This window comes from Vibrio mytili, from assembly GCF_000830505.1.
Lineage (GTDB): Bacteria > Pseudomonadota > Gammaproteobacteria > Enterobacterales > Vibrionaceae > Vibrio > Vibrio mytili.
The window spans coordinates 21,278-46,286 of the sequence record NZ_JXOK01000076.1 but is presented as its reverse complement, the minus strand read 5'-3'; the positions used below and the strand labels follow the sequence as shown (position 1 = coordinate 46,286).

At 45.2% G+C, this 25,009-nt stretch carries 22 protein-coding genes and 1 pseudogene; 11 read left to right on the top strand and 12 right to left on the bottom strand.

Annotated elements, in window-relative coordinates:
- Window positions 1-63 precede the first annotated feature (63 nt).
- On the bottom strand, window positions 64-1,035 hold the full coding sequence (gene ispB / locus SU60_RS18095) for an octaprenyl diphosphate synthase (protein ID WP_041156760.1): 972 nt from the start codon (window positions 1,033-1,035) through the stop codon (window positions 64-66).
- Window positions 1,036-1,291: 256 nt separating this feature from the next.
- On the opposite strand from ispB, the gene rplU reads away from it, so the two are divergent.
- The 6 genes and pseudogenes from rplU to folA all read left to right on the top strand — a co-directional run bounded on the left by rplU (window position 1,292) and on the right by folA (window position 5,336).
- Window positions 1,292-1,603 carry a 50S ribosomal protein L21 gene (gene rplU, locus SU60_RS18090; RefSeq protein ID WP_000271393.1) on the top strand — a complete coding sequence of 104 codons (312 nt, stop codon included), beginning with the start codon at window positions 1,292-1,294 and terminating at the stop codon, window positions 1,601-1,603.
- Between the two features lie 20 nt (window positions 1,604-1,623).
- Window positions 1,624-1,881, top strand: a complete 258-nt coding sequence (gene rpmA, locus SU60_RS18085) for a 50S ribosomal protein L27 (protein ID WP_005383095.1) — start codon at window positions 1,624-1,626, stop codon at window positions 1,879-1,881.
- Window positions 1,882-2,096: 215 nt separating this feature from the next.
- Entirely contained in the window at window positions 2,097-3,272 is a 1,176-nt protein-coding gene (cgtA, locus tag SU60_RS18080) for an Obg family GTPase CgtA (protein ID WP_041156759.1), read from the top strand.
- Window positions 3,273-3,572: 300 nt separating this feature from the next.
- Window positions 3,573-4,376, top strand: a complete 804-nt coding sequence (locus SU60_RS18075; protein WP_052481561.1) for a threonine/serine exporter family protein — start codon at window positions 3,573-3,575, stop codon at window positions 4,374-4,376.
- Window positions 4,373-4,844 (top strand): annotated as a pseudogene (locus SU60_RS18070) (threonine/serine exporter family protein). Before SU60_RS18075 ends, SU60_RS18070 begins: the two are co-directional and overlap by 4 nt.
- Window positions 4,845-4,853: 9 nt before the next feature.
- Complete coding sequence (gene folA, locus SU60_RS18065; protein WP_041156758.1) at window positions 4,854-5,336, top strand: type 3 dihydrofolate reductase; 483 nt, start codon at window positions 4,854-4,856, stop codon at window positions 5,334-5,336.
- A gap of 81 nt (window positions 5,337-5,417) precedes the next feature.
- Here the strand turns inward: folA and apaH are convergent, their stop codons facing one another.
- The 6 genes from apaH to lptD all read right to left on the bottom strand — a co-directional run bounded on the left by apaH (window position 5,418) and on the right by lptD (window position 12,175).
- Window positions 5,418-6,224: a bis(5'-nucleosyl)-tetraphosphatase (symmetrical) ApaH gene (gene apaH / locus SU60_RS18060; protein WP_041156757.1), complete on the bottom strand. Its 807-nt coding sequence runs from the start codon at window positions 6,222-6,224 to the stop codon at window positions 5,418-5,420.
- 11 nt (window positions 6,225-6,235) lie between these two features.
- On the bottom strand, window positions 6,236-6,616 hold the full coding sequence (apaG, locus tag SU60_RS18055; RefSeq protein ID WP_041156756.1) for a Co2+/Mg2+ efflux protein ApaG: 381 nt from the start codon (window positions 6,614-6,616) through the stop codon (window positions 6,236-6,238).
- Between the two features lie 70 nt (window positions 6,617-6,686).
- Window positions 6,687-7,496, bottom strand: coding sequence for a 16S rRNA (adenine(1518)-N(6)/adenine(1519)-N(6))-dimethyltransferase RsmA (rsmA, locus tag SU60_RS18050; RefSeq protein WP_041156755.1), 810 nt, complete (start codon window positions 7,494-7,496; stop codon window positions 6,687-6,689).
- A complete protein-coding gene (gene pdxA / locus SU60_RS18045) occupies window positions 7,493-8,491 on the bottom strand; it encodes a 4-hydroxythreonine-4-phosphate dehydrogenase PdxA (RefSeq protein WP_041156754.1) in 999 nt (332 codons plus the stop codon). The genes rsmA and pdxA overlap by 4 nt, the downstream gene beginning before the upstream one ends.
- The gene (gene surA, locus SU60_RS18040) at window positions 8,481-9,770 is read right to left on the bottom strand and encodes a peptidylprolyl isomerase SurA (protein WP_041156753.1); all 1,290 of its coding nucleotides are present in this window, start codon (window positions 9,768-9,770) and stop codon (window positions 8,481-8,483) included. Before surA ends, pdxA begins: the two co-directional genes overlap by 11 nt.
- Before the next feature lie 59 nt (window positions 9,771-9,829).
- Window positions 9,830-12,175: an LPS assembly protein LptD gene (gene lptD, locus SU60_RS18035; protein WP_041156752.1), complete on the bottom strand. Its 2,346-nt coding sequence runs from the start codon at window positions 12,173-12,175 to the stop codon at window positions 9,830-9,832.
- A gap of 170 nt (window positions 12,176-12,345) precedes the next feature.
- Between lptD and djlA the strand changes: the two genes are divergently transcribed.
- Window positions 12,346-13,203 carry a co-chaperone DjlA gene (djlA, locus tag SU60_RS18030; protein WP_041156751.1) on the top strand — a complete coding sequence of 286 codons (858 nt, stop codon included), beginning with the start codon at window positions 12,346-12,348 and terminating at the stop codon, window positions 13,201-13,203.
- 140 nt (window positions 13,204-13,343) lie between these two features.
- On the opposite strand, the gene SU60_RS18025 is transcribed toward djlA, so the two are convergent.
- The 5 genes from SU60_RS18025 to leuA all read right to left on the bottom strand — a co-directional run bounded on the left by SU60_RS18025 (window position 13,344) and on the right by leuA (window position 19,087).
- The gene (locus SU60_RS18025) at window positions 13,344-14,126 is read right to left on the bottom strand and encodes a DUF547 domain-containing protein (protein ID WP_041156750.1); all 783 of its coding nucleotides are present in this window, start codon (window positions 14,124-14,126) and stop codon (window positions 13,344-13,346) included.
- Between the two features lie 135 nt (window positions 14,127-14,261).
- Window positions 14,262-14,864 carry a 3-isopropylmalate dehydratase small subunit gene (gene leuD, locus SU60_RS18020; protein ID WP_041156749.1) on the bottom strand — a complete coding sequence of 201 codons (603 nt, stop codon included), beginning with the start codon at window positions 14,862-14,864 and terminating at the stop codon, window positions 14,262-14,264.
- Window positions 14,865-14,875: 11 nt separating this feature from the next.
- Window positions 14,876-16,294 carry a 3-isopropylmalate dehydratase large subunit gene (gene leuC / locus SU60_RS18015; protein WP_041156748.1) on the bottom strand — a complete coding sequence of 473 codons (1,419 nt, stop codon included), beginning with the start codon at window positions 16,292-16,294 and terminating at the stop codon, window positions 14,876-14,878.
- 74 nt (window positions 16,295-16,368) lie between these two features.
- Window positions 16,369-17,460, bottom strand: coding sequence for a 3-isopropylmalate dehydrogenase (leuB, locus tag SU60_RS18010; protein ID WP_041156747.1), 1,092 nt, complete (start codon window positions 17,458-17,460; stop codon window positions 16,369-16,371).
- A gap of 79 nt (window positions 17,461-17,539) precedes the next feature.
- A complete protein-coding gene (gene leuA, locus SU60_RS18005) occupies window positions 17,540-19,087 on the bottom strand; it encodes a 2-isopropylmalate synthase (protein ID WP_041156746.1) in 1,548 nt (515 codons plus the stop codon).
- Between the two features lie 426 nt (window positions 19,088-19,513).
- Between leuA and SU60_RS18000 the strand changes: the two genes are divergently transcribed.
- The 4 genes from SU60_RS18000 to SU60_RS17985 all read left to right on the top strand — a co-directional run bounded on the left by SU60_RS18000 (window position 19,514) and on the right by SU60_RS17985 (window position 24,747).
- Window positions 19,514-20,062, top strand: coding sequence for a phosphatase PAP2 family protein (locus SU60_RS18000; protein WP_041156745.1), 549 nt, complete (start codon window positions 19,514-19,516; stop codon window positions 20,060-20,062).
- 3 nt (window positions 20,063-20,065) lie between these two features.
- Window positions 20,066-21,115, top strand: a complete 1,050-nt coding sequence (locus SU60_RS17995; protein WP_041156744.1) for an MJ1255/VC2487 family glycosyltransferase — start codon at window positions 20,066-20,068, stop codon at window positions 21,113-21,115.
- A gap of 565 nt (window positions 21,116-21,680) precedes the next feature.
- Window positions 21,681-22,640, top strand: a complete 960-nt coding sequence (calR, locus tag SU60_RS17990) for a LysR family transcriptional regulator CalR (RefSeq protein ID WP_041156743.1) — start codon at window positions 21,681-21,683, stop codon at window positions 22,638-22,640.
- Window positions 22,641-22,950: 310 nt separating this feature from the next.
- Complete coding sequence (locus SU60_RS17985; RefSeq protein WP_041156742.1) at window positions 22,951-24,747, top strand: AMP-dependent synthetase/ligase; 1,797 nt, start codon at window positions 22,951-22,953, stop codon at window positions 24,745-24,747.
- The last annotated feature ends 262 nt before the right edge of the window (window positions 24,748-25,009 follow it).

Here is a 25,009-nt window from a genome sequence, read left to right as displayed (position 1 = left end):
AGAGTTTAACTCTGCCTTCTTTTTTAACTGACAACGGTACTGATCGTGAGTAGAAGGGATAACCTACTTAGTTCGTTTTACCGCCACGTGCGCTAAGGTGACCAGTGCCTGTTTGTACTCCGACTCTGGTAACACTTTGAGTTCTGCGATTGCTTTGTCTGCTTCGTCCAGCGCTTTTTGCGTTGTATATTCCAAAGAACCTGCTTGTTTCATGACGGCTAAGATGGCATCGATACGTTCCATGCCATTCGCTTTCTCAATCGCATCACGAATCATTTGCTCGTTCTCTGGCGTTGTATTGCGCATCGCATGAAGCAGCGGAAGGGTCGGTTTGCCTTCTGCTAAGTCATCACCCACGTTTTTACCCATGTCTTCGCCATCAGAGGTGTAGTCCATGACATCATCAATAAGCTGGAAAGCGGTACCAAGATACTTACCATAGTTCTGTAGAGCGAGCTCAACGTGTTCTGGAGCATCCGTCAAAATAGCGCCAATCTGTGTGGCTGATTCGAACAAACGCGCTGTTTTAGAGTAGATAACCTGCATATAGTTATCTTCCGTGGTGTCTGGATCATTACAGTTCATTAACTGCTGAACCTCACCTTCGGCGATCACGTTAACCGCATCACTCATTAGTTTAAGGATCTTCATCGATCCTAGCTCAGTCATCATTTGAAATGAGCGGGTATAGATAAAGTCTCCCACCAGTACGCTCGCAGCATTACCAAAAGCAGCATTGGCTGTCGCTTTACCACGACGCATATCCGATTCATCTACTACATCATCATGCAGCAAGGTAGCGGTATGGATGAACTCAATAAACGCAGCCGCCATGGTATGACCGCTGCCTTGATAACCAAGAGCACGTGCTGACAGGATTGCCAACAGAGGCCTTAGGCGTTTCCCTCCACCACCAACAATATAAAAACCAAGTTGGTTGATTAAAGAGACATCAGAATTGAGTTGGGCTTGAATTGTTTCGTTCACTTTTGCCATGTCATCGGCAGTAAGCGCTTGGATAGTTTTAAAATCCATTGTACATCCGGCTGAAGTTAGACCCTGCAAGGCTTATTCGATTTATATAATTGTCGAATAATACACTAAAAAACGTTGATTAATACATGACTAAAGGGCATGATTGCCGCACTTTTCATTGGCGATTAGCTTTTCGCCAATTTTTTCAAAATATGGCTTGTCATGGGGACGTCTATTCTGTAGAATCTGCGCCCTATTGATGATTAGTTTAGCGCACACCCTCAAGAAAGGCTGTGCGGAAAAAGCGGAGTAAAATATGTACGCTGTTTTCCAATCTGGTGGTAAACAACACCGTGTAAGCGAAGGTCAAACTCTTCGTTTAGAGAAATTAGACGTTGAAACTGGTGCAACTGTAGAATTTGATAAAGTTCTTCTTGTTGCTAACGGCGAAGACATTAAAGTTGGTGCTCCTCTAGTAGAGGGCGGCAAAGTTGTTGCTGAAGTTGTACAACACGGTCGTGGCGATAAAGTTAAAATCGTTAAGTTCCGTCGTCGTAAGCACTCTCGTAAGCAACAAGGTCACCGTCAGTGGTTCACTGAAGTGAAGATCACTGGTATCAACGCTTAATCTATTAGGAGAGTTTAACAATGGCACACAAAAAAGCTGGTGGTTCTACTCGTAACGGCCGCGATTCAGAAAGCAAACGCCTAGGTGTTAAGCGCTTCGGTGGTGAATCTGTACTAGCAGGTAACATCATCGTGCGTCAACGTGGTACTAAATTCCACGCTGGTAACAACGTAGGTATCGGTAAAGACCACACTCTATTCGCTCTTACTGAAGGTAAAGTGAAGTTTGAAGTGAAAGGTCCTAAAAACCGTAAGTTTGTTAGCATCGAAGCTGAGTAATTAGGTTTTTAACCGTATTACTTAATAGCTTAAAGCTGAATTCAAAAGCCTGCCGAATCGGCGGGGTTTTTTATTTATGGGTAGTCAGTCGGCATATCGAAGCTTCTCGTTTGAATCCGTAAGGGTTTTAATCTGGGAGCTTAGATCTGTCATCTGCTAAAATTGTCTGATGACAAAGTAGATTTAAACCACGCACGAAGTAGTCGGAGTAAAAGATGAAGTTCGTAGATGAAGCGGTTGTAAAAGTTCAGGCTGGCGACGGCGGTAGCGGCGTTGTGAGTTTCTGGCGTGAAAAATTCATCACAAAAGGTGGTCCTGATGGTGGCGATGGTGGCGATGGTGGCGATGTATACATCCAAGCCGACGAAAACCTCAATACTTTGATTGATTACCGTTTCCAACGCTTTTACGAAGCAGAGCGTGGAGAGAATGGTCGTGGTGGTAACTGTACTGGTAAGCGCGGTAAAGATATTGTGCTGCGTGTGCCTGTGGGTACTCGTGCGGTTGATATCCACACCAATGAAATTGTTGCCGAAGTTGCAGAACACGGCAAAAAAGTGATGGTTGCCAAAGGTGGCTGGCACGGATTAGGGAATACGCGTTTTAAATCGTCTGTAAACCGAGCGCCTCGTCAAAGAACGCTGGGTACCAAAGGTGAAGTCCGTGAGATTCGTTTAGAACTGCTGTTATTGGCAGACGTTGGTATGCTTGGCTTGCCGAATGCTGGTAAATCTACCTTCATTCGTGCGGTGTCAGCAGCAAAACCAAAAGTGGCGGATTACCCGTTTACAACCTTGATTCCAAGCTTGGGCGTCGTCAGTGTCGTGCCAGAAAAAAGTTTTGTCGTTGCAGATATTCCTGGCTTGATTGAAGGTGCTGCTGATGGGGCTGGCCTGGGTATTCGATTCTTGAAACACCTAGAACGCTGCCGTGTCTTGCTACACATGATCGATATAATGCCGATTGATCAATCTGATCCGGTGCAAAATGCACTGACGATCATTGATGAATTGGAGCAATACAGTGAGAAGCTTGCTGAGAAACCTCGTTGGTTGGTCTTCAACAAAGTAGACTTAATGCCAGAAGAAGAAGCGAATGAAAAGATCCAAGAGATCTTAGATGCGCTAGGTTGGGAAGACGAATACTTTAAGATTTCGGCGATCAACCGTTCGGGCACGAAAGAGCTTTGTTATAAATTGGCCGACTTTATGGACAATCTACCTCGAGAAGAGGAAGAAGTGGCTGAAGAAGATAAAGTCAACTTCATGTGGGATGACTACCATAAAGATGCCATGTCAGGTAAAGACGTTATCACTGAAGATGACGACGATGACTGGGATGATTGGGACGACGAAGATGATGACGGACACGTTGTTTATGTTCGTGACTGATCAGGCGAACTGATAATCAGTCTGAATTACTGTCAAAAGTGATACTGAATCGAAAATATTTTATTGAGCCGCAATGTCTATTGCGGCTTTTTTTTTTATCTATGTCATATTTAGACGATGAAATTTACGGCACAATCATACATCTCAAGATGCTTGAGTAGAGAGTGACTTCTTTGAATACTTGGCTTAACGATTGAGTTGACGATCTGGTTTTGGAGATTTAGCCATTCTCACCTCATGCCTCTATCAATTAATCGGGTATCACATCAATATAGACCCTAAAAGGAATTAGACGTATCTATGGCTCTGGAAACGATATCGCCTGTCGATAGTAACGTATTGGATCAAAGGGCGATTTCTCGCCTTGTTGCTCATGCTGGACAAATGTTATTGGCTCATGGCGCAGAAAGCACGCTTGTGAGCGACATTATGCGCCGTATTGGTCATGCATGTGGCATGAGTGAAGTGGCAGTCGCCTTATCTGCTAATGCACTGGTTGTCACAACCGTGATGGACGGACACTGTATTACCACTACTCGTAGCTGCGCTGATCGCGGCATTAACATGCGTGCGGTGACCCAAATCCAACGTATTTGCATTATGATGGAACGCGGATTATTAGATGCGAACATGGCGCAGAAAAAGCTCAACTCGATCAGTCCAGAACGCTACAACCGCTGGCTTGTAGTGGTTATGATTGGTTTGTCGTGTGCCTCATTCAGTCACTTAGCTGGCGGAGACTGGAGTGTTTTTATGATGACATTTCTGGCATCGGCTTGTGGCATGATAGTGCGTCAGGAAATAGGGCACCGACATTTTAATCCGCTTCTCAACTTTGCTTCGACTGCCTTTGTGACCACATTGATCTCCGCACAAGCAGTCATCTTTGACATTGGCAATCTTCCAACCGTTGCGATGGCATCCTCTGTGTTGATGCTTGTACCCGGCTTCCCCTTGATCAACTCTGTCGCTGATATGTTAAAAGGCCATATTAATATGGGCATTGCTCGTTTTGTTATGGCAAGTTTACTGACTCTGGCGACGTGCCTAGGCATCGTCGCTGCAATGAGTGTCACTGGGATTTGGGGATGGGCAGTGCAATGAGTATTTTTGATTTAGCTGTGGGGCTACTGAATGACATGTTTTTTGCCTCCATTCCTGCTGTTGGCTTTGCGTTGGTGTTTAACGTACCGCAGAGAGCGTTAGTTTATTGCGCGGTTGGCGGGGCAATAGGTCATGGTAGTCGCTACTTGATGATGCAGTTTGGTGTGCCGATAGAGTGGGCGACGTTCTTTGCCGCGACCTTGGTTGGATGATTGGCGTGCATTGGTCGCATCGCTTCTTAGCTCATCCCAAGGTGTTTACCGTTGCTGCCTTAATTCCAATGGTGCCTGGCGTCTTTGCTTATAAAGCATGATCGCGATGGTAGAAATTAATCACCTGGGCTATTCGCCAGAGTTGATAGCCACCTGTATGGAAAATTTCCTTAAAGCCATGTTCATTATTGCAGGATTAGCCGTTGGTCTTGCTGTCCCGGGGCTGTTATTCTATCGCCGGAAACCGATAGTATAGGGAAAGAATATGATCATTAGTATGATTGCCGCAATGGCGGATAACCGTGTCATTGGTAAAGACAATCAAATGCCTTGGCATCTTCCTGCAGATTTTGCTTGGTTTAAGCGATGCACCATGGGCAAGCCCGTTGTCATGGGACGCAAAACTTATGAGTCGATTGGGCGCCCATTGCCTGGTCGTTTAAATATCGTGATCAGTCGAGATGAATCACTGACCATTGAAGGCGTGACAACCGTGACGTCTATTGACCAAGCATTCAAAGCCGCAGGGGATGTGGAAGAAGTAATGATCATTGGCGGTGGCGCGATTTACGCGGCGTGCTTACCAATGGCGAAAAAATTGTATGTGACGCATATCGAGGCGCATATAGACGGCGATACTCAGTTCCCTGATTGGGGAGACGAGTTTAAAGAGACGTATTCGGAAGCATATAAAGCAGACGAAAAGAACGCTTACAACATGCTTTTTACGGTATTGGAAAAGCAATAGTTAACAGTCGGAAGCGATAGAACAGAAAAGCACCGCGACATGCGGTGCTTTTTGTTTATCAGGTATTTGGAATCTGAGGGCTTAATTTAACGCCTCTTGACTGAACACTTGCTTATCTTCCCAGCGAATCATCGTCAGGCTTCCTCCCCAGACACAGCCAGTATCCAACCCAATTACTTGTTCGCCGGAGTAACCTTGCAGAGCTGCCCAGTGCCCAAATAATACGGTTTTACCCAGAGCGACTCTCTGCGGTAAATCGAACCAAGGCAGTAATTCATTACCAGACAGTTGGCTAGGAGGCAGTTTGCAATCCATGTCTAAGCGGCCATCGCTAAAGCAAAAACGCATGCGTGTAAACGCATTAATGATGTAGCGGTAGCGATCTAACCCTTGCAATGAGTCATCCCAGTAATCCGGAGTATTGCTGTACATATTGTGCAGTAGCCAAGGCAAATCATCGCTTTCTAACAGGCTCTCAACTTCACGGGCACATTGGCGTGCTGTGGCTAAGTCCCATTGTGGCGATACGCCTGCATGACACATAACAAACTCGTCATGTTCTGCAAGGAGTGGTTGTTGACTTAGCCAATTTAACAACTCATCTCGATCGGGCGCAGAGAAAATCGCGGCAGTTTTGTCCTTATCTTTAAGCTTTTTAATGCCGTGCGCCACCGCAAGTAAGTGCAGGTCATGGTTACCCAGCACGACTTTGGCGCTGTTGCCTAACGATTTGACAAAACGTAACGTTTCTAATGATTTTGGTCCTCTGGCAACGAGATCACCAGCCAACCAAAGTTGATCATGTTCAGGAGAGAAAGATACTTGTTCTAAGAGTCGCTGCAATTCATCGAAACAGCCTTGAATGTCACCAACGATATAGGTTGCCACTTGATCTCCAGTTAATTTAATACATTTGGAACCGCAAGACGGAAAGGTTCAATCTCTGTCGTGAACTCTTGCCCGTTTTCATCGAGTAATTTGTAGTGGCCTTGCATGACGCCAACGGGTGTCTCTAACGCCGTTCCACTGCTGTAAGTGTATTCGTCATTACTTGGGATAAAGGGCTGTTGACCAACGACACCATCACCTTCAACCGTCATTTGCTTACCGTTAGAGTCAGTAATCAACCAGCGGCGACTGATCAGTTGTACGGTTTGCTGACTGAGATTTTTGATTGTAATGATGTAGGCAAAAACGTAGCGATGCAGTTCTGGGTTCGATTGTTCTGCGATGTATTTGGTGTGAACTTGAATTTTGATACAAGGTTGAATGACGTCCATGTGCACTCCCTGAATTACTGAGTAATGCAATATGCCAAGCCCACTGGATTTGGCATATTGTTGTTCGAGTTTAACGCTGTGGGTTATCGGCTAACCAGTTAGCCATTGCAACAAATTGTTCTAGCGTCAGGTTTTCTGGACGCATGCCCGGGTTTACGCCTAGCTCTTCTAGCACTTCAGTACTTAACAGCGATTTGTAACAGTTACGAACAGTCTTACGACGCTGATTAAAGCCTTCGCGAACGACACGATCTAACAAACGTAGATCTTTGGCTGGACATGGTAGCTCTTCGTAAGGGATTAGACGTACAACGGCTGAATCCACTTTTGGTGGCGGTACAAATGCTGTTGGTGGCACTTCCAGTACTGGTACCACTTTACAATAGTACTGAGCCATCACTGTCAGGCGGCCATATGCTTTACTGCCTGGGCCTGCTGCAAGACGGTTTACCACTTCTTTTTGCAGCATAAAGTGCATGTCTTGTATGTCTTTATGAAACTCAAAAAGGTGGAACATCAATGGTGTTGAGATGTTGTACGGTAAGTTACCAAAAATACGTAACTTATTGTTTGGCTTCACAAGTTGTGTGAAGTCAAAGCGCATCGCGTCACCTTCATGAATGGTCAGCTTATCTGCCAGTTCAGGATGGTTACGTAAACGTTCTGCCAAGTCTCGGTCTAGCTCAATAACAGTGAACTTGTCTACTTCGCGACCAACAGGCTCTGTAATGGCACCAAGACCAGGACCGATTTCAACCAGGTTTTGGCCCGATTTTGGGTTAATTGCTGATACGATACCATCAATAATATATGGATCGTTCAGGAAGTTTTGACCAAAACGTTTACGCGCTTTGTGTCCTAAATGGACATCATTTCTCATTGTTTTTTCTCTACTAAATCTATCGCATGCTTGAGCGCTGTTCGGAAACTCCCTGTATCCGCTTGACCTGTCCCTGCCAGATCGAGTGCCGTACCATGATCAACCGATGTTCTAATAAAAGGTAGACCAAGCGTAATGTTTACCGAACGGCCAAAGCCTTTGTATTTTAATACTGGCAACACTTGATCGTGGTACATGCCTAAAACAGCATCAGCATCGTTTAAATATTTTTCGTTGAAAATGGTATCTGCCGGCAATGGGCCGATCAGGTTGATACCTTTTTCGCGTCGAATCTTTTCTAGAGTCGGAGTGATGGTCTCGATTTCTTCATGCCCTAAGCAGCCATCTTCACCAGCGTGCGGATTTAATCCGCATACGTAGATATTTGGTTGTTTGATAGCAAATTTTTCTACTAAGTCATGATGAAGAATATCGATGATTTTTTCCAATCGTTCTTCTGTGATCGCTTTTGACACATAAGCCAATGGAATGTGCGTCGTCACCAGAGCGACTCGCAGCCCTTCAGTCGCGAGCATCATTACTACGAGCGGCGTGTTAGATTTTTCAGCAAAGAATTCTGTATGCCCACTGAAAGCAACGCCTGCTCTATTGATCACCCCCTTATGTACAGGGCCGGTGACAATAGCATCAAATTCATCATTCATACAGCCCAAAGCGGCTCTTTCTAACGTTTTTAGCACGTAGTGCCCGTTGGCTTCATTGAGTTGTCCAGCGACAACTTTTTCCGCGATATCGACGTGGTCAACGATAAGGGTGCCGGCTTTTTGAGCGGTCGGCGCTTCTTCTGCATTGTAATCAGCGAGTTGAACGTCGATGCCAAGTGATTCAGCCCGTTCCATCAACATATTTTTGTCTGCACAGACCACGATTTGGTGCGCCCAGTCTTCCTTAGAAAGAGCCAGCACTAAATCAGGGCCGATGCCCGCAGGTTCTCCTGAGGTAACGACAATTCTACGAATCGAATTAGTTGCCATTGTTATCACCCACAATTTCAACAAACGCGCTGGCACGTAGCTCTTGCATCCATGCACCTGCTTCTTCATTAAACTTACGGCTAAACAGCATTTGGTAAGCTTTATTTTTCATTGCTGAGTCAGTACGGTCGACTTTACGGCGGTCTAGTACTTCAACAATATGCCAACCGTGAACGGTTTTAAATGGTTCACTGATTGAGCCGACTGGCAATGTCTCTACTTGGTGTTTGAACTCTGGCACGTAAAGATCTGGAGTTTGGTAACCTAACTCACCATTTTGCGCCGCAGAGCCAGGATCTTGGCTGTATTGAGAGGCGAGTTGAGCAAACGTAGCTTCGCCTGACTTGATGCGACGAACGAACTCATTTAACTGCTTTTTAGCCCCTTCATCGCTCAAGATGACGGTCGGTTTGATCAGAATGTGACGGGCATTCACTTCGGTCACAGCAACGGTTTCTAGACCTTTCACATCATCAATTTTTAAGATGTGGAAGCCCACACCGCTGCGAAATGGGCCAATGATTGTTCCTTTGTTTTGCATTTTGATTTGGTCAGCAAAAATGGTTGGCATTTCTTCTTTGCGCATCCAGCCCCAATCACCACCTTGTAACGCTTTTGGACCTTTTGAATAGGTGTAAGCCATTTCGGTAAAGTCTGCACCCTGAGCCAGTTTTTGAGCTAGCTCGTTTGCTTCTGCTTCGACCGCAGACTTATCTTTATCATCAGAGAAACGTAATTGAATGTGACTGATTTTGTACTGTACTGAGGCGTTGGTTTGCTTCGAGAGTTGCTCAGCTAGGTTATCCACTTCTGCTGGTAAAATGTTAATGCGTCGACGCACTAACGCATTGCGTGCTTCTGAAGCGGCGATTTCTTTACGAATTTGCTCTCGAAATTCTGAGTAGCTGATCCCTTCGCTTTGTACAGATGCGGTAAGTTGCTCCACGCTCTGGTTGTTGTTGCGTGCAATTTCTGCGATCGCTTGATTTAAGCGACTGTCATCAACACGCACACCAATGCGATCGGCTTCTTGGCCTTGCAGGGTATCAATGATCAGCTTTTCTACCACTTGGTCTTTCAAAACACTCGTCGGGGGTAAGCTCTTACCATTTTGACGAGCGTTGGCCTGAAGTGTTTTCATCGCAGTATCGATATCGCTTTGTAGAATGACACCGTCATTAACGATGACTGCAACCTTATCAAGCTCTACTGGTGCTGCTACTGCTCCGCAAGCGTAAGAGAGTAGGGTCGTGAATAAGATTGATTTCCAAATTTTCATTTAAAATTCCGTCAGTATTTTTTAAGAAGCGTCTTACTATACTCAGACGCTTAATTCGATTAATTGTTCAGATAGAATGGACGACCATACTTGATCGCGTTATCAGACCCGCCGAGTTCTTGTTCTGCCGTCTCAGAGCGTTTATTGGTCGCAAAGCCTTGAATGCCGAAGTTGACGCCGAAGTTATTCTCGTATTCCGCTGAAGAACCATCACTACCAATGGCTTGATTTTCCCAGCCTACCAATTGGTTTGCATACGTAAATCCAATATACCAACAATCAGATTGGTAGCGCAGGCTGGCGAGCCATTCCAAATCCATATTTTCATTAAGGTCGTAGTAATATTGACCACTTGCCGACCAGTTAGGATTGAACTCATACGCGCCCACAATACCAGCTTGAGAAATACCTTTGCGTGTAATCGTGTCGAGATTCTCAAGAATGATGGTATCTTCAATGTATTCGCGGGTGACATAACGATAGTTACCCTGAATGAAGCCTCGATTGAATCGATACTCCATGGTGCTGTTGGCCAGTTGCATCTCACTCAAGTCGATATCGTACTGAACACCACCATGATAGAACAGGTAATCGTTATAGTTGAACTCTGCTTCTACCGCCCACGATGAGTAGTTAGAGGTTTCATCTGGCAGGTTGGTACTGTTGCTCAGTTTGGTCTTTTTATCAAAATAGTAAATTTGACCAAATGAGACATTTAGGCGCTCTTTGTAGTCGTCATCAAAAAAGCGCGTGCTGGCACCATAGCTCAATTGATTCGCTGAGGCGACCTTATCGATACTACTGTATTTTCGGCTGCGGAATAGACCGTAATAGTCGGTTTGCAGCAACGTAGTGTCATAGTTATAGATATTGGATTGATCTTCTTTGGGTACATACAAGTACTGGATTTGCGGTTCCAGTGTTTGTGTATAACCATCAACCAAACTGGTGTCTCGCTCTAAGTAAAGTTGAGCATGAGAGCGAAACTCAGGAATAACACGCGAGACTTGCTCGTCAAGTTGGTTCTTTAATGCGACGTCGGTTAACCCGCTTAAATCTTGCGAATAATAGGTGGAAAGGGCGCGTGCTTCGGTTGTCCATGAGGCCCAAGAGGTCGTTAATGGTACAGTGAAACCAGGTTCGATGTGAACACGAGTGGCATTTGGTCGCGCGGTATCATCGGTTTCAAAGCGGCTGACCTGGCTTTTTACATCAAATTGGAACACATTGCCCCAAAGCGGCCCGTAGTAGTTCAGATCCAACTGAGGCATGACGCGATAAGGTTGGTTCTCCCTTTGGAGTAATACCTGAAAGTCGCGTGCACTTAATGCCGCATCCCAGAAATCAGAACGGTACTGAACCTTACCACTTTGCATTAATTGGCCGTCTTCTCGGTTACCAATATCAGAGTCTAAGTCAATAAAGTAGTTAATATCACTGACTTTTGAGTAGTCGATATCGACAACCCAATGCTTGTCGATAATGCCCTCATGCGTATATTGATAGCCCCAACGAGCCTCATCTTCATACTTTCTATCCTGGTTGAGATATTCACCTTTGAGCCCGCCTTTTCCCCAGCCATCGGTAAGGTAGCGAAAATCTGCATCGAGTTTTGTACCACGCTGTTGCATGTACAGAGACGTCAGGGTTAGATCGTACTGAGGCGCAATGTTCCAGTAGTATGGGATTTCAACTTCCATGCCGTCACTTGAACCGTATGACACCGAAGGAAACAAGAAACCCGATTTACGAGTGTCACCAATCGGCATGGTTAAATAGGGCACGTAAATAACGGGAACATCAAGAATTTCAAATCGAGGATGATGTAACGTCGCGGTCTCTTCATTTTGATCCACATCGATGCCCGATGCGACGAGGCGCCAAGAGTTATCGCCTTCTGGACAAGATGTGATAGAGCCGTCTTCTAATTCATAAACTGATTGGCCGGTTCGTGCGATATAAGCTGCGGTCCCGCGACCTTGTTGACAAGTAAACTGGTATTCAGTGTTCTCAAGTGAAAACGTATCTTTATTGATATCATTCGTCGCGCGGTCAGAACGCGCTTTAACTTGTCCATCGTCGAAAGTCACGTTACCTTCTGCAACCACAACATTATCTTGTTGGTGCAGAGTGACATTATCAGCGGTGATTTTTTTAGCCCCTTGGGTGATTTTTACATTACCTGAGTATTGTGCTTTGTCACCATTGATCGCTTGTAGTTGGTCAGCTTCGACCACGACAGGGGTGTTGAGCGTGTCCTCTTCGCCACTTGTTTCGACCAAACATTGATCTGTGGTGGGCATTTCCTGCACACTATCACCAGTATTTGCGTCGGCTTGAGTCGTGGGTACAAACAGGGCGGTGCTAATAGAGGCCGCTAAAAATGTGCGGGAGAGACGTTGCATTGAATTGAACTTTCCTTTGTCACTGCTACTCGATGGCTATAGGGCTTGGTGTACCTTAATGGAATAGCCTAGCCGAAATAAAACTAATTCCATTATCATAAAGGAAATCGTTGCATCCAGCACTATAAGACCGCGGTCGTTGATAAAAATTCATTGATAGAGAACACATAATGCATATTTTTGGCAAAATTCTTGGGGCATTCTTTGGTTTGTTATTTGGTGGGCCGCTTGGTTTGCTGTTTGGCTTGTTTATCGGGCATCAGTTTGATAAAGCCCGTCGCTTAAGACAGGCCGGATTCTCTGCCGGTGGTTTTGGTTCTGGCCCAAGTCAGGCGCAGCGTCAGGAAGAGTTTTTTAAAGCCGCATTCTCAGTCATGGGACATGTGGCAAAATCGAAAGGGCAAGTAACCAAAGAAGAAATTCAGTTAGCGTCCGCGATGATGGATCGCATGAACCTTCACGGTGAACACCGTCGAGCGGCACAAGATGCGTTTCGTGATGGTAAAGAAAGCCATTTTCCATTAGAGGATGTGCTCGAGCGTGTCAAAATTTCTACCGCAGGACGTTATGATTTACTGCAATTTTTCCTCGAACTGCAAATCTCTGCGGCGTTTGCTGACGGTGAAATTCATCCTAGCGAACGCAATGTGTTACACAAGATTGCGCGTGGTTTAGGTTTTTCCTCTGAGCAGCTCGAACGCCGTTTGCATATGCAAGAAGCGGCATTTCGTTTTCAAAGCCAAGGTGGCTTTCATGGTCACCAAGGCCAACATCACTCTTCTGGTGGCGGTTGGCAGCAAGCGTCTCAGGCAGATCAATTGGCGGATGCATACAAAATCTTGGGTGTCGCTGCCGATGCAGACAGTAAAACCGTGAAACGCGCTCATCGCAAATTGATGAATGAACACCATCCAGATAAGTTGATGGCGAAAGGTTTGCCGCCGGAGATGATGAATATGGCTAAAGAAAAATCGCAAGAAATTCAAAATGCGTATGATTTGATTAAAAAGGTCAAAGGCTTTAAGTAATCTCGAATTTTCTATCAAAGATGAACAGCAAAAGGGCACATTGTGCCCTTTTTCGTGCCCGCTTTGGTTTTGGGGTTACTGGTGACCTAAAGCGATTCAAGTGGACTAAAACTATTCAAGCGGACAAATCTTGTTAAAAATCAGTTGGCTTGATTCAAGCTCCAATCGTAGTCGTAGGTCACTCGACCAGAAAAACTGTTGTACTGCGGGGCGTATTTTCTAATGTGGTCAAACACTTGCGCTTCACCCCCAAAGTCTGCTGCAAACCAATCATAAATTGAGGAGAGTTGTGCGTTGTTCCCCTGAATTGATACGCCTTTATCACTGTTTATAAAAGCTTTTGCCGCGTTGTCTAACAGAACTTGAGTGTTGTTGGCGGTAAACGCTTGTTGTTGTAAATTCGGGCAGCCCAAGCTAGCACAATTGACGGCATAGTGGGTTCTAGGGTCTTGCCAGATGGGACGAAGGATTCGGTGTTCAATGTCATTTAATGTCAGTGACTTACCATTAATACTCACCACCTCATCATCCCAGGGACCAAAACTAAACAGTCCGCCTAATTTTGTGATCGACTGGATAGGGTAATGGTCCAAAATAAGATCGATGGTGAGCGCGTTATACAGGTTTACCCAGTAAGCGTATTGCTCAGCTTTTCGGTATTGTCTAGGATCGAGATTAGAAAGGCGTTGAATATATCGCTTAAGTTTTGTTTGATCTGCGGTCGACACCGAGCGGTAGCGAAATAGGGTGTTTTCCCCTTGAGTTACAAGATAATTATCGAGTATCTGCTGCCATTCCTGATGAGAAACGTGCGTTGGATTGGCTTCATCGGATTGCTTCCAATACGGCCATAACTCTGCCTTGGGGGCGGCAAAAACAGCACAAGAAAATAGGGTACATAACAACAATAAAAGGCGTTTCATAGAGATATCTACTGTGGAATTTGTTGTTAGTGTAGACCTGTTTCGTCCTTGTTTTCTTTCATCTACACATAAAAACGAAAAAGGCTGACAATCGTCAGCCTTGTGCTTATATCATTGCTAGAGAATCAACAGCGCTTAGCGTAGAAAACTAGGAATGTTCGCTTCGTATTCCGAAATTTTATCTTCATGTTGAAGCGTCAGCCCAATGTTGTCTAAACCATTCAACAAACAGTGACGACGGAACTCATCAATTTCAAAGCTGTACTCTTTGCCGTTGGCACGAACCACATTGGCTTCTAAATCGACTTCGACTTCTGCCCCTTCGTTGGCTTCAACGAACTGGAATATTTCATCCACTTCTTGCTCAGTCAAACGTACCGGCACCATTTGGTTGTTGATTGAGTTGCCGTAAAAAATATCGGCAAAGCTCGGTGCGATGATGGCTTTGATGCCGTAATCCGCTAGTGCCCAAGGTGCGTGTTCACGAGAAGAGCCACAACCGAAGTTCTCACGTGCGAGTAGGATAGAAGCGCCTTGGTAACGCGGTGCGTTCATCACAAACTCAGGGTTTGGCTGTTCGCCAGCATCATCAAGGAAGCGCCAGTCATGGAACAGGTGTTTACCAAAACCTAAGCGAGATACTTTTTGTAGGAACTGCTTTGGAATGATGGCATCGGTATCGACGTTGGCGGCATCCAGAGGCACAACCAAACCAGTGTGTTGTTTAAAACCTGACATGATTGTTCTCCCTAGTCCTGTTTATCAAAAATGGTGAATTCGCGAATATCAACAAAGTGACCAGCAATCGCAGCGGCTGCGGCCATTGCAGGGCTAACCAAGTGTGTGCGTCCGTCACGGCCTTGACGACCTTCAAAGTTACGGTTTGAGGTTGATGCGCAGCGCTCTTGTGGACCTAAACGGTCATTGTTCATTGCTAGACACATTGAACAGCCTGGAAGACGCCATTCAAACCCTGCTTCTTTGAAGATGACATCCAAGCCTTCCGCTTCTGCCTGAGCTTTTACTTGCTCAGAACCAGGAACAATAAGTGCTTGAACGTGTGAGGCGACTTTACGACCTTTTGCTACTGCTGCAGCGGCGCGCATGTCTTCAATGCGTGAGTTGGTGCAAGAGCCAACAAACACTTTATCAACCGGATAGTCAGAGAGTGACTTACCAGCTTCTAAGCCCATGTATGCCAGTGCTTTTTCCGCGGAGGATTTCTCTACGGGATCGGCAAAGCTTTGTGGAGATGGGATCGGTTGATCCACCGCGATTACCTGACCTGGATTTGTTCCCCACGTGACTTGTGGTTTGATGTCTGCTGCGTTCAAAGTGACCACTGCATCAAATTCAGCGTCGTCGTCTGTTTTTAGGGTTTTCCAATACTCTACAGCAGCGTCAAAGTCAGCGCCTTGCGGCGAGAATTTACGGCCTTTAATGTATTCGAAGGTGGTCTCATCTGGCGCAATAAGGCCCGCTTTTGCACCTAGCTCGATGGCCATGTTACACACGGTCATACGGCCTTCCATAGAAAGGTCGGTAATGGCTTCACCACAGAACTCTACTACATAACCTGTGCCGCCAGCGGCCGTCGTTTCACCAATGATGGCAAGCACGATGTCTTTTGCGGTAATACCCGGAGCCACTTTGCCTTTGACTTCGATCTTCATTGTTTTCGCACGCGCTTGTTTTAGCGTTTGAGTGGCTAACACGTGTTCAACTTCAGAGGTGCCGATACCAAACGCCAACGAGCCAAATGCACCATGGGTTGCGGTATGAGAATCACCACACACGATAGTCATGCCAGGTAGGGTAATGCCTAACTCTGGGCCCATAACGTGAACGATGCCTTGGTATTTATGATTCAGGTCGTAAAGCGTCACACCAAACTCTTCACAGTTTTTCGATAGCGTTTCCATCTGGATTCGCGCCATCTCACCTGAGGCGTTAATGTCTTTGGTCGTGGTTGAAACGTTATGATCCATCGTTGCGAACGTTTTGCTGACCTGTCGCACTGGGCGGCCTTTCTCTCGCAAGCCGTCAAAAGCCTGTGGAGAGGTAACCTCGTGTACCAAGTGACGATCGATGTAAAGAATCGGGGTTTCCCCTTCTGCTGCGACGGCAACGTGCGCGTCGTAGACTTTTTCGTATAGTGTTTTGCCCATTATCACTAATCCTGTGTGTAGCACCTGAGAACGGCTCATCAGGTGCGAATAATTATTATCAATCTAGTTCTGGTTTATGAGTTCAAGATGTACTCTGCAATTTTGTCGCCCATTTCTGAAGTGCTTAGCGCAGGATTGTCTCCGGCCAGATCGCCCGTCAGTTCGCCAGCAGAAAGCGCTTTAGATACCGCAGCTTCGATATCTTGCGCTGCCGCTTCTTCACCCAAGCTGTAACGGAGCATCAGAGCTGCTGAAAGAATCTGTGCCACTGGGTTGGCGATGTTTTTACCTGCGATGTCAGGCGCACTGCCACCGGCTGGTTCGTAAAGGCCAAATTTGCTTTCGTTTAAGCTTGCTGAAGGCAGCATACCCATAGAGCCTGTGATCATCGCACACTCATCAGAAATGATGTCACCAAAAATATTTGAACAGAGCATCACGTCAAACTGCGCTGGGTCTTTAATTAGCTGCATGGTAGCGTTGTCGATGTACATGTGTGACAGCTCAACGTCTGGGTAGTCTTTGGCAATTTCTTCCACTACTTCACGCCATAGGATCGAGCTTTGAAGTACGTTCGCCTTGTCGATCGAGCAAACTTTCTTACGACGTAGGCGAGCAGATTCAAAGGCGATTTTAGCGATACGCTCAATTTCAAAACGGTGGTAGACCTCGGTATCGAACGCTTTTTCAGTTGCGCCTTCACCTTCACGACCTTTTGGTTGGCCGAAGTAGATACCGCCAGTAAGCTCGCGCACTACTACAATATCGAAACCACGCTCGGATATGTCGGCACGTAATGGAGAGAACGCTTCTAGGCCACTATGAATTTGAGCTGGACGTAGGTTACAGAACAGTTGGAAGTGCTTACGAAGTGGCAGCAACGCGCCACGCTCTGGCTGATCGTTTGGTGGTAAGTGTTCCCATTTTGGACCACCAACAGAACCAAACAGAACTGCATCAGACTCTTCACACGCTTTTACTGTGCTCTCTGGCAGTGGCGTGCCGTGATTATCGATAGCAATGCCGCCGACATCGTGCTCATCGCGCTCAAATGACAAGCTGTGCTTTTTCTCGATTGCATCGAGCACTTTGTGCGCTTGTGCCATCACCTCAGGGCCAATACCGTCACCAGGTAGAACGGCAATTTTGTATGATTTGTCTGTCATGTTAATCCTTTAATACTCTAATATTTAAGCTTAATTTTTATCAAATTAGTTCAGTCCTGAGCGGTGCCGCTCCGGAAAATTATACCGCCGCGATTTTCTTTCTCTTCATCTCTTCAATTTCATCTGCGCGATGAATGCTGTTGATTACATGAAGTAGCGCCTGGCCAGAAGCTTCAACGATATCGGTGGATACACCGGTACCATGGTATTTGCGTCCTTTGTAATTGGCGATGATGTCTGCTTGGCCTAAGCCGTCTTCGCCTTCGCCTTTCGCGGTTAAGTCGAACTTATCTAGCACAATGTCGTAACCTGTGACGCGGTAGATGCATTGGTATAGCGCATCTACTGGGCCATTACCCACCGCTGCTTCAGACATTTCCTCATCACCACATTGTATTTTAATGCTGGTGGTTGCCATCACACTACCAGATTGTACGCTCAAGTAGTTTAATTTATAGAAGTCATCTTCTTCACGTAGATTCGAGAAGTGCATTAAGGCTTCGAGATCGTAGTCGAATACTTGTCCTTTACGGTCAGCCAGTTTCAAGAAATCGGTATAAAGTGCATCTAGGTTATACTCATCTTCTTTATAACCCATGCTGTCCATGTGGCTCTTCACCGCTGCTCGACCACTACGACTTGTCAAGTTTAGTGCTTGATTTTTAAGACCAATTGACTCAGGCGTCATGATTTCGTAGGTGTTTTTATTTTTAAGCATACCATCTTGGTGAATACCTGAAGAGTGGCTGAATGCATTGGCCCCGACAATGGCCTTATTACTTTGAATTGGCATGTTACATAGTTGGCTAACCAACTTACTCGTGCGGTGAATTTCGTCATGTTTGATGCCCGTGTGGACACCCAATAGCTCTTGTCGGGTTTTAATGATCATCGCAATTTCTTCAAGCGAACAGTTGCCTGCACGCTCACCGATGCCGTTGATGGTTCCTTCAATTTGGCGAGCACCTGCTTGTACTGCAGCGATGGAGTTGGCAACCGACATGCCTAAATCATCATGGCAGTGGACTGATATGACCGCTTTATCGATATTGGGTACACGGTTAAATAGGTTTTGAATGATACCGCCGAACTCGCTTGGAACGGTGTAACCTACGGTGTCTGGAATGTTGACTGTCGTGGCACCTGCATTGATTGCGGCTTCCACCATACGGCATAGGTTATCGATTGGAGTACGGCCTGCATCTTCACACGAAAACTCAACATCATCTGTGTAGTTACGCGCATGTTTGACGGCGTTCACAGCCATTTCTAGCACGTCGTCATAGCTACGGCGTAGCTTATCTTCTACGTGGATAGTGGAAGTGGCCAAAAACGTGTGGATTCGAAATTGATCCGCGACTTTCAATGCTTCAGCTGCTGCATCGATGTCTTTGGCAACGGCACGTGAAAGCGCACAAATACGGCTATTTTTGATATTTTTAGCAATGGTTTGTACTGACTGGAAATCACCAGGAGAAGAGATTGGGAAGCCTGCTTCGATGACATCAACGCCTAGCCTTTCCAGCGCATAGGCAATTTGCAGTTTTTCCTTAACCGTCAAGCTTGCTGACAACGCTTGCTCGCCATCACGCAAGGTGGTGTCGAATATAATGACTTGATCATTCATGTTTGCTTCCTTAGTGATTTCTACACTTTTTGTGTGAGTTAATCGTTTACTTCCAGTATTTAGATATAAAAAAACCCGCATTGACATGCGGGTTTTTTGAAGACGTTGTGGTTATTTTTTCTTCCACAGCCTACCCGCGCGAACTGGTCACGATCAGGAGGAGGCTAAGCAGGATAGAAAAATGAGCTGACATAGTTGTTAAGCTTTCCACGAAATTAAGTTAACAGAATTAGTACCGCACTCAGTGGAGTACGTCAACCCTAAAGTGAATTTTTTACTCTTATCGGATGAGTCAGTCAAAGATGCTACGTGTTTTGATACTGGATCTTGCTGTCATCAATTCTCCAACATCCCGTCATTTACCTGTCACCTAAATCGCCTAATTTTTCTACAAGGGCATTGCCTGCGTAAGTAAGGATAAATCAGATGAGAACCATTGAGTCAATTGCACATCCATTCACTAAGATAGCGAAGCTGGATCTCGCGGTATCAAGTGTTTGTCTTCAGCATCGCTTTAATCAACCCGTTGCCAATGTTAGCAAAGCAATTTCTCACAGCGGTGATGGACACCTCTACCTCGCCCTTGGGTTGGTTGCTTGGCTCGTGGATAAACAATATGGAGCGATCTTTTTACTCTCTGGCTTATTGGCTTTTGTCATTGAGTTACCGATTTATTGGACGTTGAAAAACAGTTTTAAACGTCGCCGTCCAGAAGAGTTGAACGCGTTACTGCCTGCTTTCATTACCCCTTCTGATCGCTACAGCTTACCTTCAGGACACACTGCTGCAGGTTTTGTGATGGCAACTCTGATTGATCACTACTATCCAGGTATGGGTTCTGCCGCGTTCATTTGGGCCAGCCTGATTGGTATGTCACGTATTCTTCTGGGGGTACATTTTGTGACCGACGTGATGATTGGTGCTCTGTTAGGAAGCGTCTGTGGTGGCTTAGCGATAATGATAGTAGGAGCGTAATTTATGAAGATACTTTACGGTGTTCAGGGGACGGGAAACGGTCATATAGCTCGCGCCAGAGCCATGAGCCACGCGTTTAAATCTCATGATGTTCAAGTGGATTTTTTATTTTCAGGTCGAGCACCAGAAAAGTATTTTTCGATGGAAGACTTTGGAGACTATCAAACACGTCGAGGCTTTACTTTTATTACCCACAAGGGAGCTGTTAACTACACAAAAACGGCGCTGCAGAATAACCTCATACAGTTTTGTAAAGAGGTCAATCAATTGGATTTATCCTCCTACGATTTGGTTCTTAATGATTTTGAACCAGTGACGGCATGGGCAGCTCGCAAGCAGAAAAAACCATGCATTGGTATCAGCCATCAAAATGCCTTCCGTTACCCAGTTCCGTTAAAAGGGGCGAGTTGGTTAGATAAATCAGTCATCCAGCACTTTGCTCCGTCGCAACATTACTTAGGTCTTCATTGGTATCACTTTGATCAACCATTATTGCCTCCTATCGTGCATACGAACAACAACCAAACGAACAACGATAACTTTGTACTGGTTTATTTGCCTTTTGAATCGATAGAAGACATCGGTGATCTGCTGTTTCATTTCAATCAACAATCGTTTATTTGTTATCACCCGGATGTGATTGAGCCTGAATACATTGAAAATATTGAGTTGAGACCGCTTAGCCACACAGATTTTCAGCATCACTTACATCAATGCAGTGGTGTGATTGCCAATGGTGGGTTTGAGTTACCTTCGGAAGCACTTTCGTTGGGTAAAAAGCTATTATTAAAACCCTTATCTGGGCAGTTTGAGCAACAAAGTAATGTGGCGACGCTTGAAGAATTGGGGCTTGCGATGTCGATGGGCAGCTTAGACATTTCAACTGTGCGTTTATGGCTTAAAGAGCAACAGGCGGAAAGTGTCCATTACCCCGATGTTGCCCAGGCGATCGCGCAGTGGGTCTTGCAGGGGGAGTGGGATTCGCAAGAAATGCTTTCCAAGCAACTTTGGGAGCAAGTTGACTTTCCGAGTTACGTTTCTCCAAACCTTTAGCTCCCTTAACCTCTCTAATTCTCCTAAACGATAAGGTACCAATCCTCCCTATCTTGTCATGGAAATAAGTAGCAACTTAACCTGCTTAAGTTGCTGCAGTCTTATGCTCACCACATTATTTCTATGCATTGTCTTTGTGCGGTTTCCCTGATGTCTCTAAAACAATTGATTGATGCGACTTTAGGGTACGGTGGGTAAGAATAATCGTCATTAATAATTTTAACTAAATTTTTAATTTGCCATCAATAGACTCGATGGCGGTAGGGATGCTCTGAGAAAGGCGTTTTAGAGTTTTTTATATTTTAGTTAACTTATTGATTATTTTTGTTTATTGGTCGTGTTGGCTAAAATTTAGTGATTAAATATCAAACGAGTTGCGAATTACTGACCAATTAGTTGATAGTACATTTCAAGCCGGAATCATCTGGTCAACAAATATAATAAATGATTCATTTTTGGTTATGAACAAGCGCAGAACTCGTGAGATCCGGTTGCGAAAAAATGTGGCTCTAAGCGCTGAGTATTCATTGTGCCAAATTGACGATTACTAAAAGAGACGCACTCCATGTCAGATAAAAAAGATGCGATGAGCGCAATTGCTAGCTACCGTATGGAAAGCACATTGCGCGGTGTCGATTTGAACCTTTTGACCGTATTTGATGCGGTAATGCAAGAGCAAAATATTACCCGTGCAGCACACAATTTGGGTATGTCGCAACCCGCTGTAAGTAATGCGGTTGCGCGATTAAAAGTGATGTTTAATGACGAGTTGTTTATGCGCCAAGGGCGAGGCATTCAACCTACGCAACGTGCTCGTCAGTTATTTGGCCCTATTCGCCAAGCATTGCAGTTAATCCGTAATGAACTCCCAAGCTCAGTTTTTCAGCCTGAGTCGTCAAATCGGTTGTTTAAGCTCGCGATTTGCAGCCCATGTGATATGCGCTTTGCACCGAAAATCATGTCGAAAGTGCACCAGCAAGCGCCAAATGTTCAATTGCATTTAGATGCCGAGTTTGACCGTCTTTTGTCTGAGCGTATGCGCTATCAAGAAATCGACTTTGTGATTGATTATGCTCGATTTGATGAACAAGGCTTCTCAAGTACAGAAATTTTTAAAGATGAGTTGGTCGTGATCGCCTCTAAATCGCATCCGCGTATTCAAGGTGGTGTGAGTGCAGAACAGCTCATTAATGAAAAGCATGCAAAACTATCAAAAGTGCATGGTCAACGCAGCTTTTCTGAACAAGCTTACCGTGAACTTGATTGCTTAGCTTCATACCAAGGTTCAAGTTTAAGTAATCTACTGTATGTCGTTGGACAGTCTGAGTTGGTGACCATTGCACCGCGTTGGATGGCCGAAAACGCAGTGAACAGCGATCAGTTACAGATCCTTGATTTGCCATTTGCGAACAAAGAGATCGGTGGTTACTTAAGTTGGCACGAGTCGAGTGAAAAAGACAAAGGTCACATCTGGCTACGCGATCAACTGATGATCATTTGTGGCGAAGTCATCGCGACTAAGTAGTTCACCTGATTGAAAATTGAGCTTTTACACTAAACTTGTCAATTATTCACAATAAAGTCATCAATTTTTACAATAAAATGCCCCTAAAAGGTGTGAGCTTTTTAGGGGCATTTTAGTGTCTTTATTGTAAGTGAAAACAATTAATTAAGGGCAGTTTACCGTTGCATTTTACTTAGAAATAGACGATGTTGGTGATGTTCGTCGCTAATTAGGTGGAAGTTTGATATCGGTCAGTTGTGTTTCGAAAGGTTGTGAGTACACTTGTTCGCTCAATTAGCTTACGCCTGTAAGCCAAAAGGTAAGTGAAGAAATGGCCAAATTAGATTTTCATATTGTTAAATGTATTCGTGAACAAATTGCAAACGGCGGCTCTCGCGTTGCGCTCAAACACAAAGTGGGCGATGAATGGCAAGGGATGACTTGGACGCAATTTGGTCAGCAAGTTGATGGGTTATCGCTTGCACTTTTGGCTCAAGGATTGAGAGTTCAGGATAAAGTGGGCATTTTCTCTAACAATATGCCGCAGTGGACCATTGCTGATTTTGCCGCATTGCAATTACGTGGTGTCACGGTTCCTATTTATCCGACGAATACCGCCGCTCAGTCTGCGTATATTCTCGATAATGCCGACGTCAAAGTACTATTCGTCGGTGAGCAAGCACAGTTCGATGCCGCGGTGAGTATCTTCGAACAGTGTCCTCAACTCGAGTTGGTGGTTGCCATGTCAGACAGCATCGAGCTGGGTGAGCATGAATTTGCGATCAGTTGGCAAGCCTTTATTGCCAGTGGCGAGCATCAGTATCAAGTCGAGCTAGATGAGCGCTTATTGCAGGCACGATCAGACGATTTACTTACCCTGATTTATACCTCTGGCACAACTGGCCAGCCTAAAGGTGTGATGTTGGATTATGCCAATATCGCGGCACAACTTGATGGTCATGACCAGCGCTTAAGCTTATCTCAAGATGATGTTTCACTGTGTTTTTTGCCACTTTCACATGTATTTGAACGCGCATGGACATTTTATGTTTTGTATAAAGGAGCAACCAACTGTTACCTGCAAGACACCATGCAAGTGCGAGATGCGCTGAGCGAAGTACGTCCAACCGTAATGTGTGCGGTTCCGCGTTTCTATGAAAAAATCTTCTCCGCGATTCACGAGAAAGTGTCTCGTGCGCCAATTCACCGTAAAATTATGTTTACCTGGGCAGTCAATATGGGCGCAAAAATGGCGTTGTGCCATCAGGAAAAACGTAAGCCATCTTTGTTACTGCGTAAATCTCACGCTCTGGCCGATAAGTTAGTAATGAGTAAGCTACGAGCTTTACTTGGCGGCCGCATTAACTTCATGCCGTGTGGTGGCGCTAAGTTGGATGAGACAATCGGTCGATTCTTTCATGCCATTGGTATTAACGTGAAGTTGGGCTACGGTATGACAGAAACCACAGCAACGGTGTCATGCTGGGATGACCAAGCCTTTGACCCTGATTCTATTGGCATGTCGATGCCCGGTGCGCAAGTTAAAATAGGCGAAAACAACGAAATCTTGGTGCGCGGTCCGATGGTGATGCGTGGTTACTATAAAATGCCACAAGAGACCGAGAAAACATTCGACGAACACGGTTTCTTAAAAACCGGTGACGCGGGTCATATTGATGAAAATGGTAATCTATTTATTACTGATCGAATCAAAGAACTGATGAAAACGTCGGGTGGTAAGTACATTGCACCACAAATGATTGAAGGCGCGATTGGTAAAGACCATTTTATCGAACAGATTGCAGTGATCGCTGATACACGTAAATTTGTTTCGGCGCTTATCGTGCCATGTTTTGATTCGCTGGAAGAGTACGCGAAAGAGTTAAACATTGCCTATCACGATCGAGTTGAACTGATTAAGCATCACCAAGTGGTGGAAATGCTGGAAAAACGTGTGAATGAATTGCAGAAAGAGCTGGCTAAATTTGAACAGGTGAAAAAGTTCAAATTACTACCCAGATCCTTTTCCATGGACGATGGTGAATTAACGCCAACTCAAAAACTTCGTCGTAAAGTGATCAATGATAAATACCAGGTTGAAATCGAAGAAATGTACAAAGAAAAGTGATAATAATCGCAGTTAAACTCAGTTAGATTTCAGATTGATGAAAAATTCCCCACAGTGATTGCTTATCGCTATGGGGATTTTTTTATGTCAGTGTTCCGTCTATGTTGTACTGTCAGGAGCGATTGTTTTGTCATCACTATCGCACTAGTCTTGAAATAATATGCTCTTTTGAAGTCGCACCATCTTTTATCGTGCTGTCTATGCTTCATTCTTTGGCGGCTATCCCTTCAAACTCTCTCATCTTCGGTATGTTGTTGAAAAA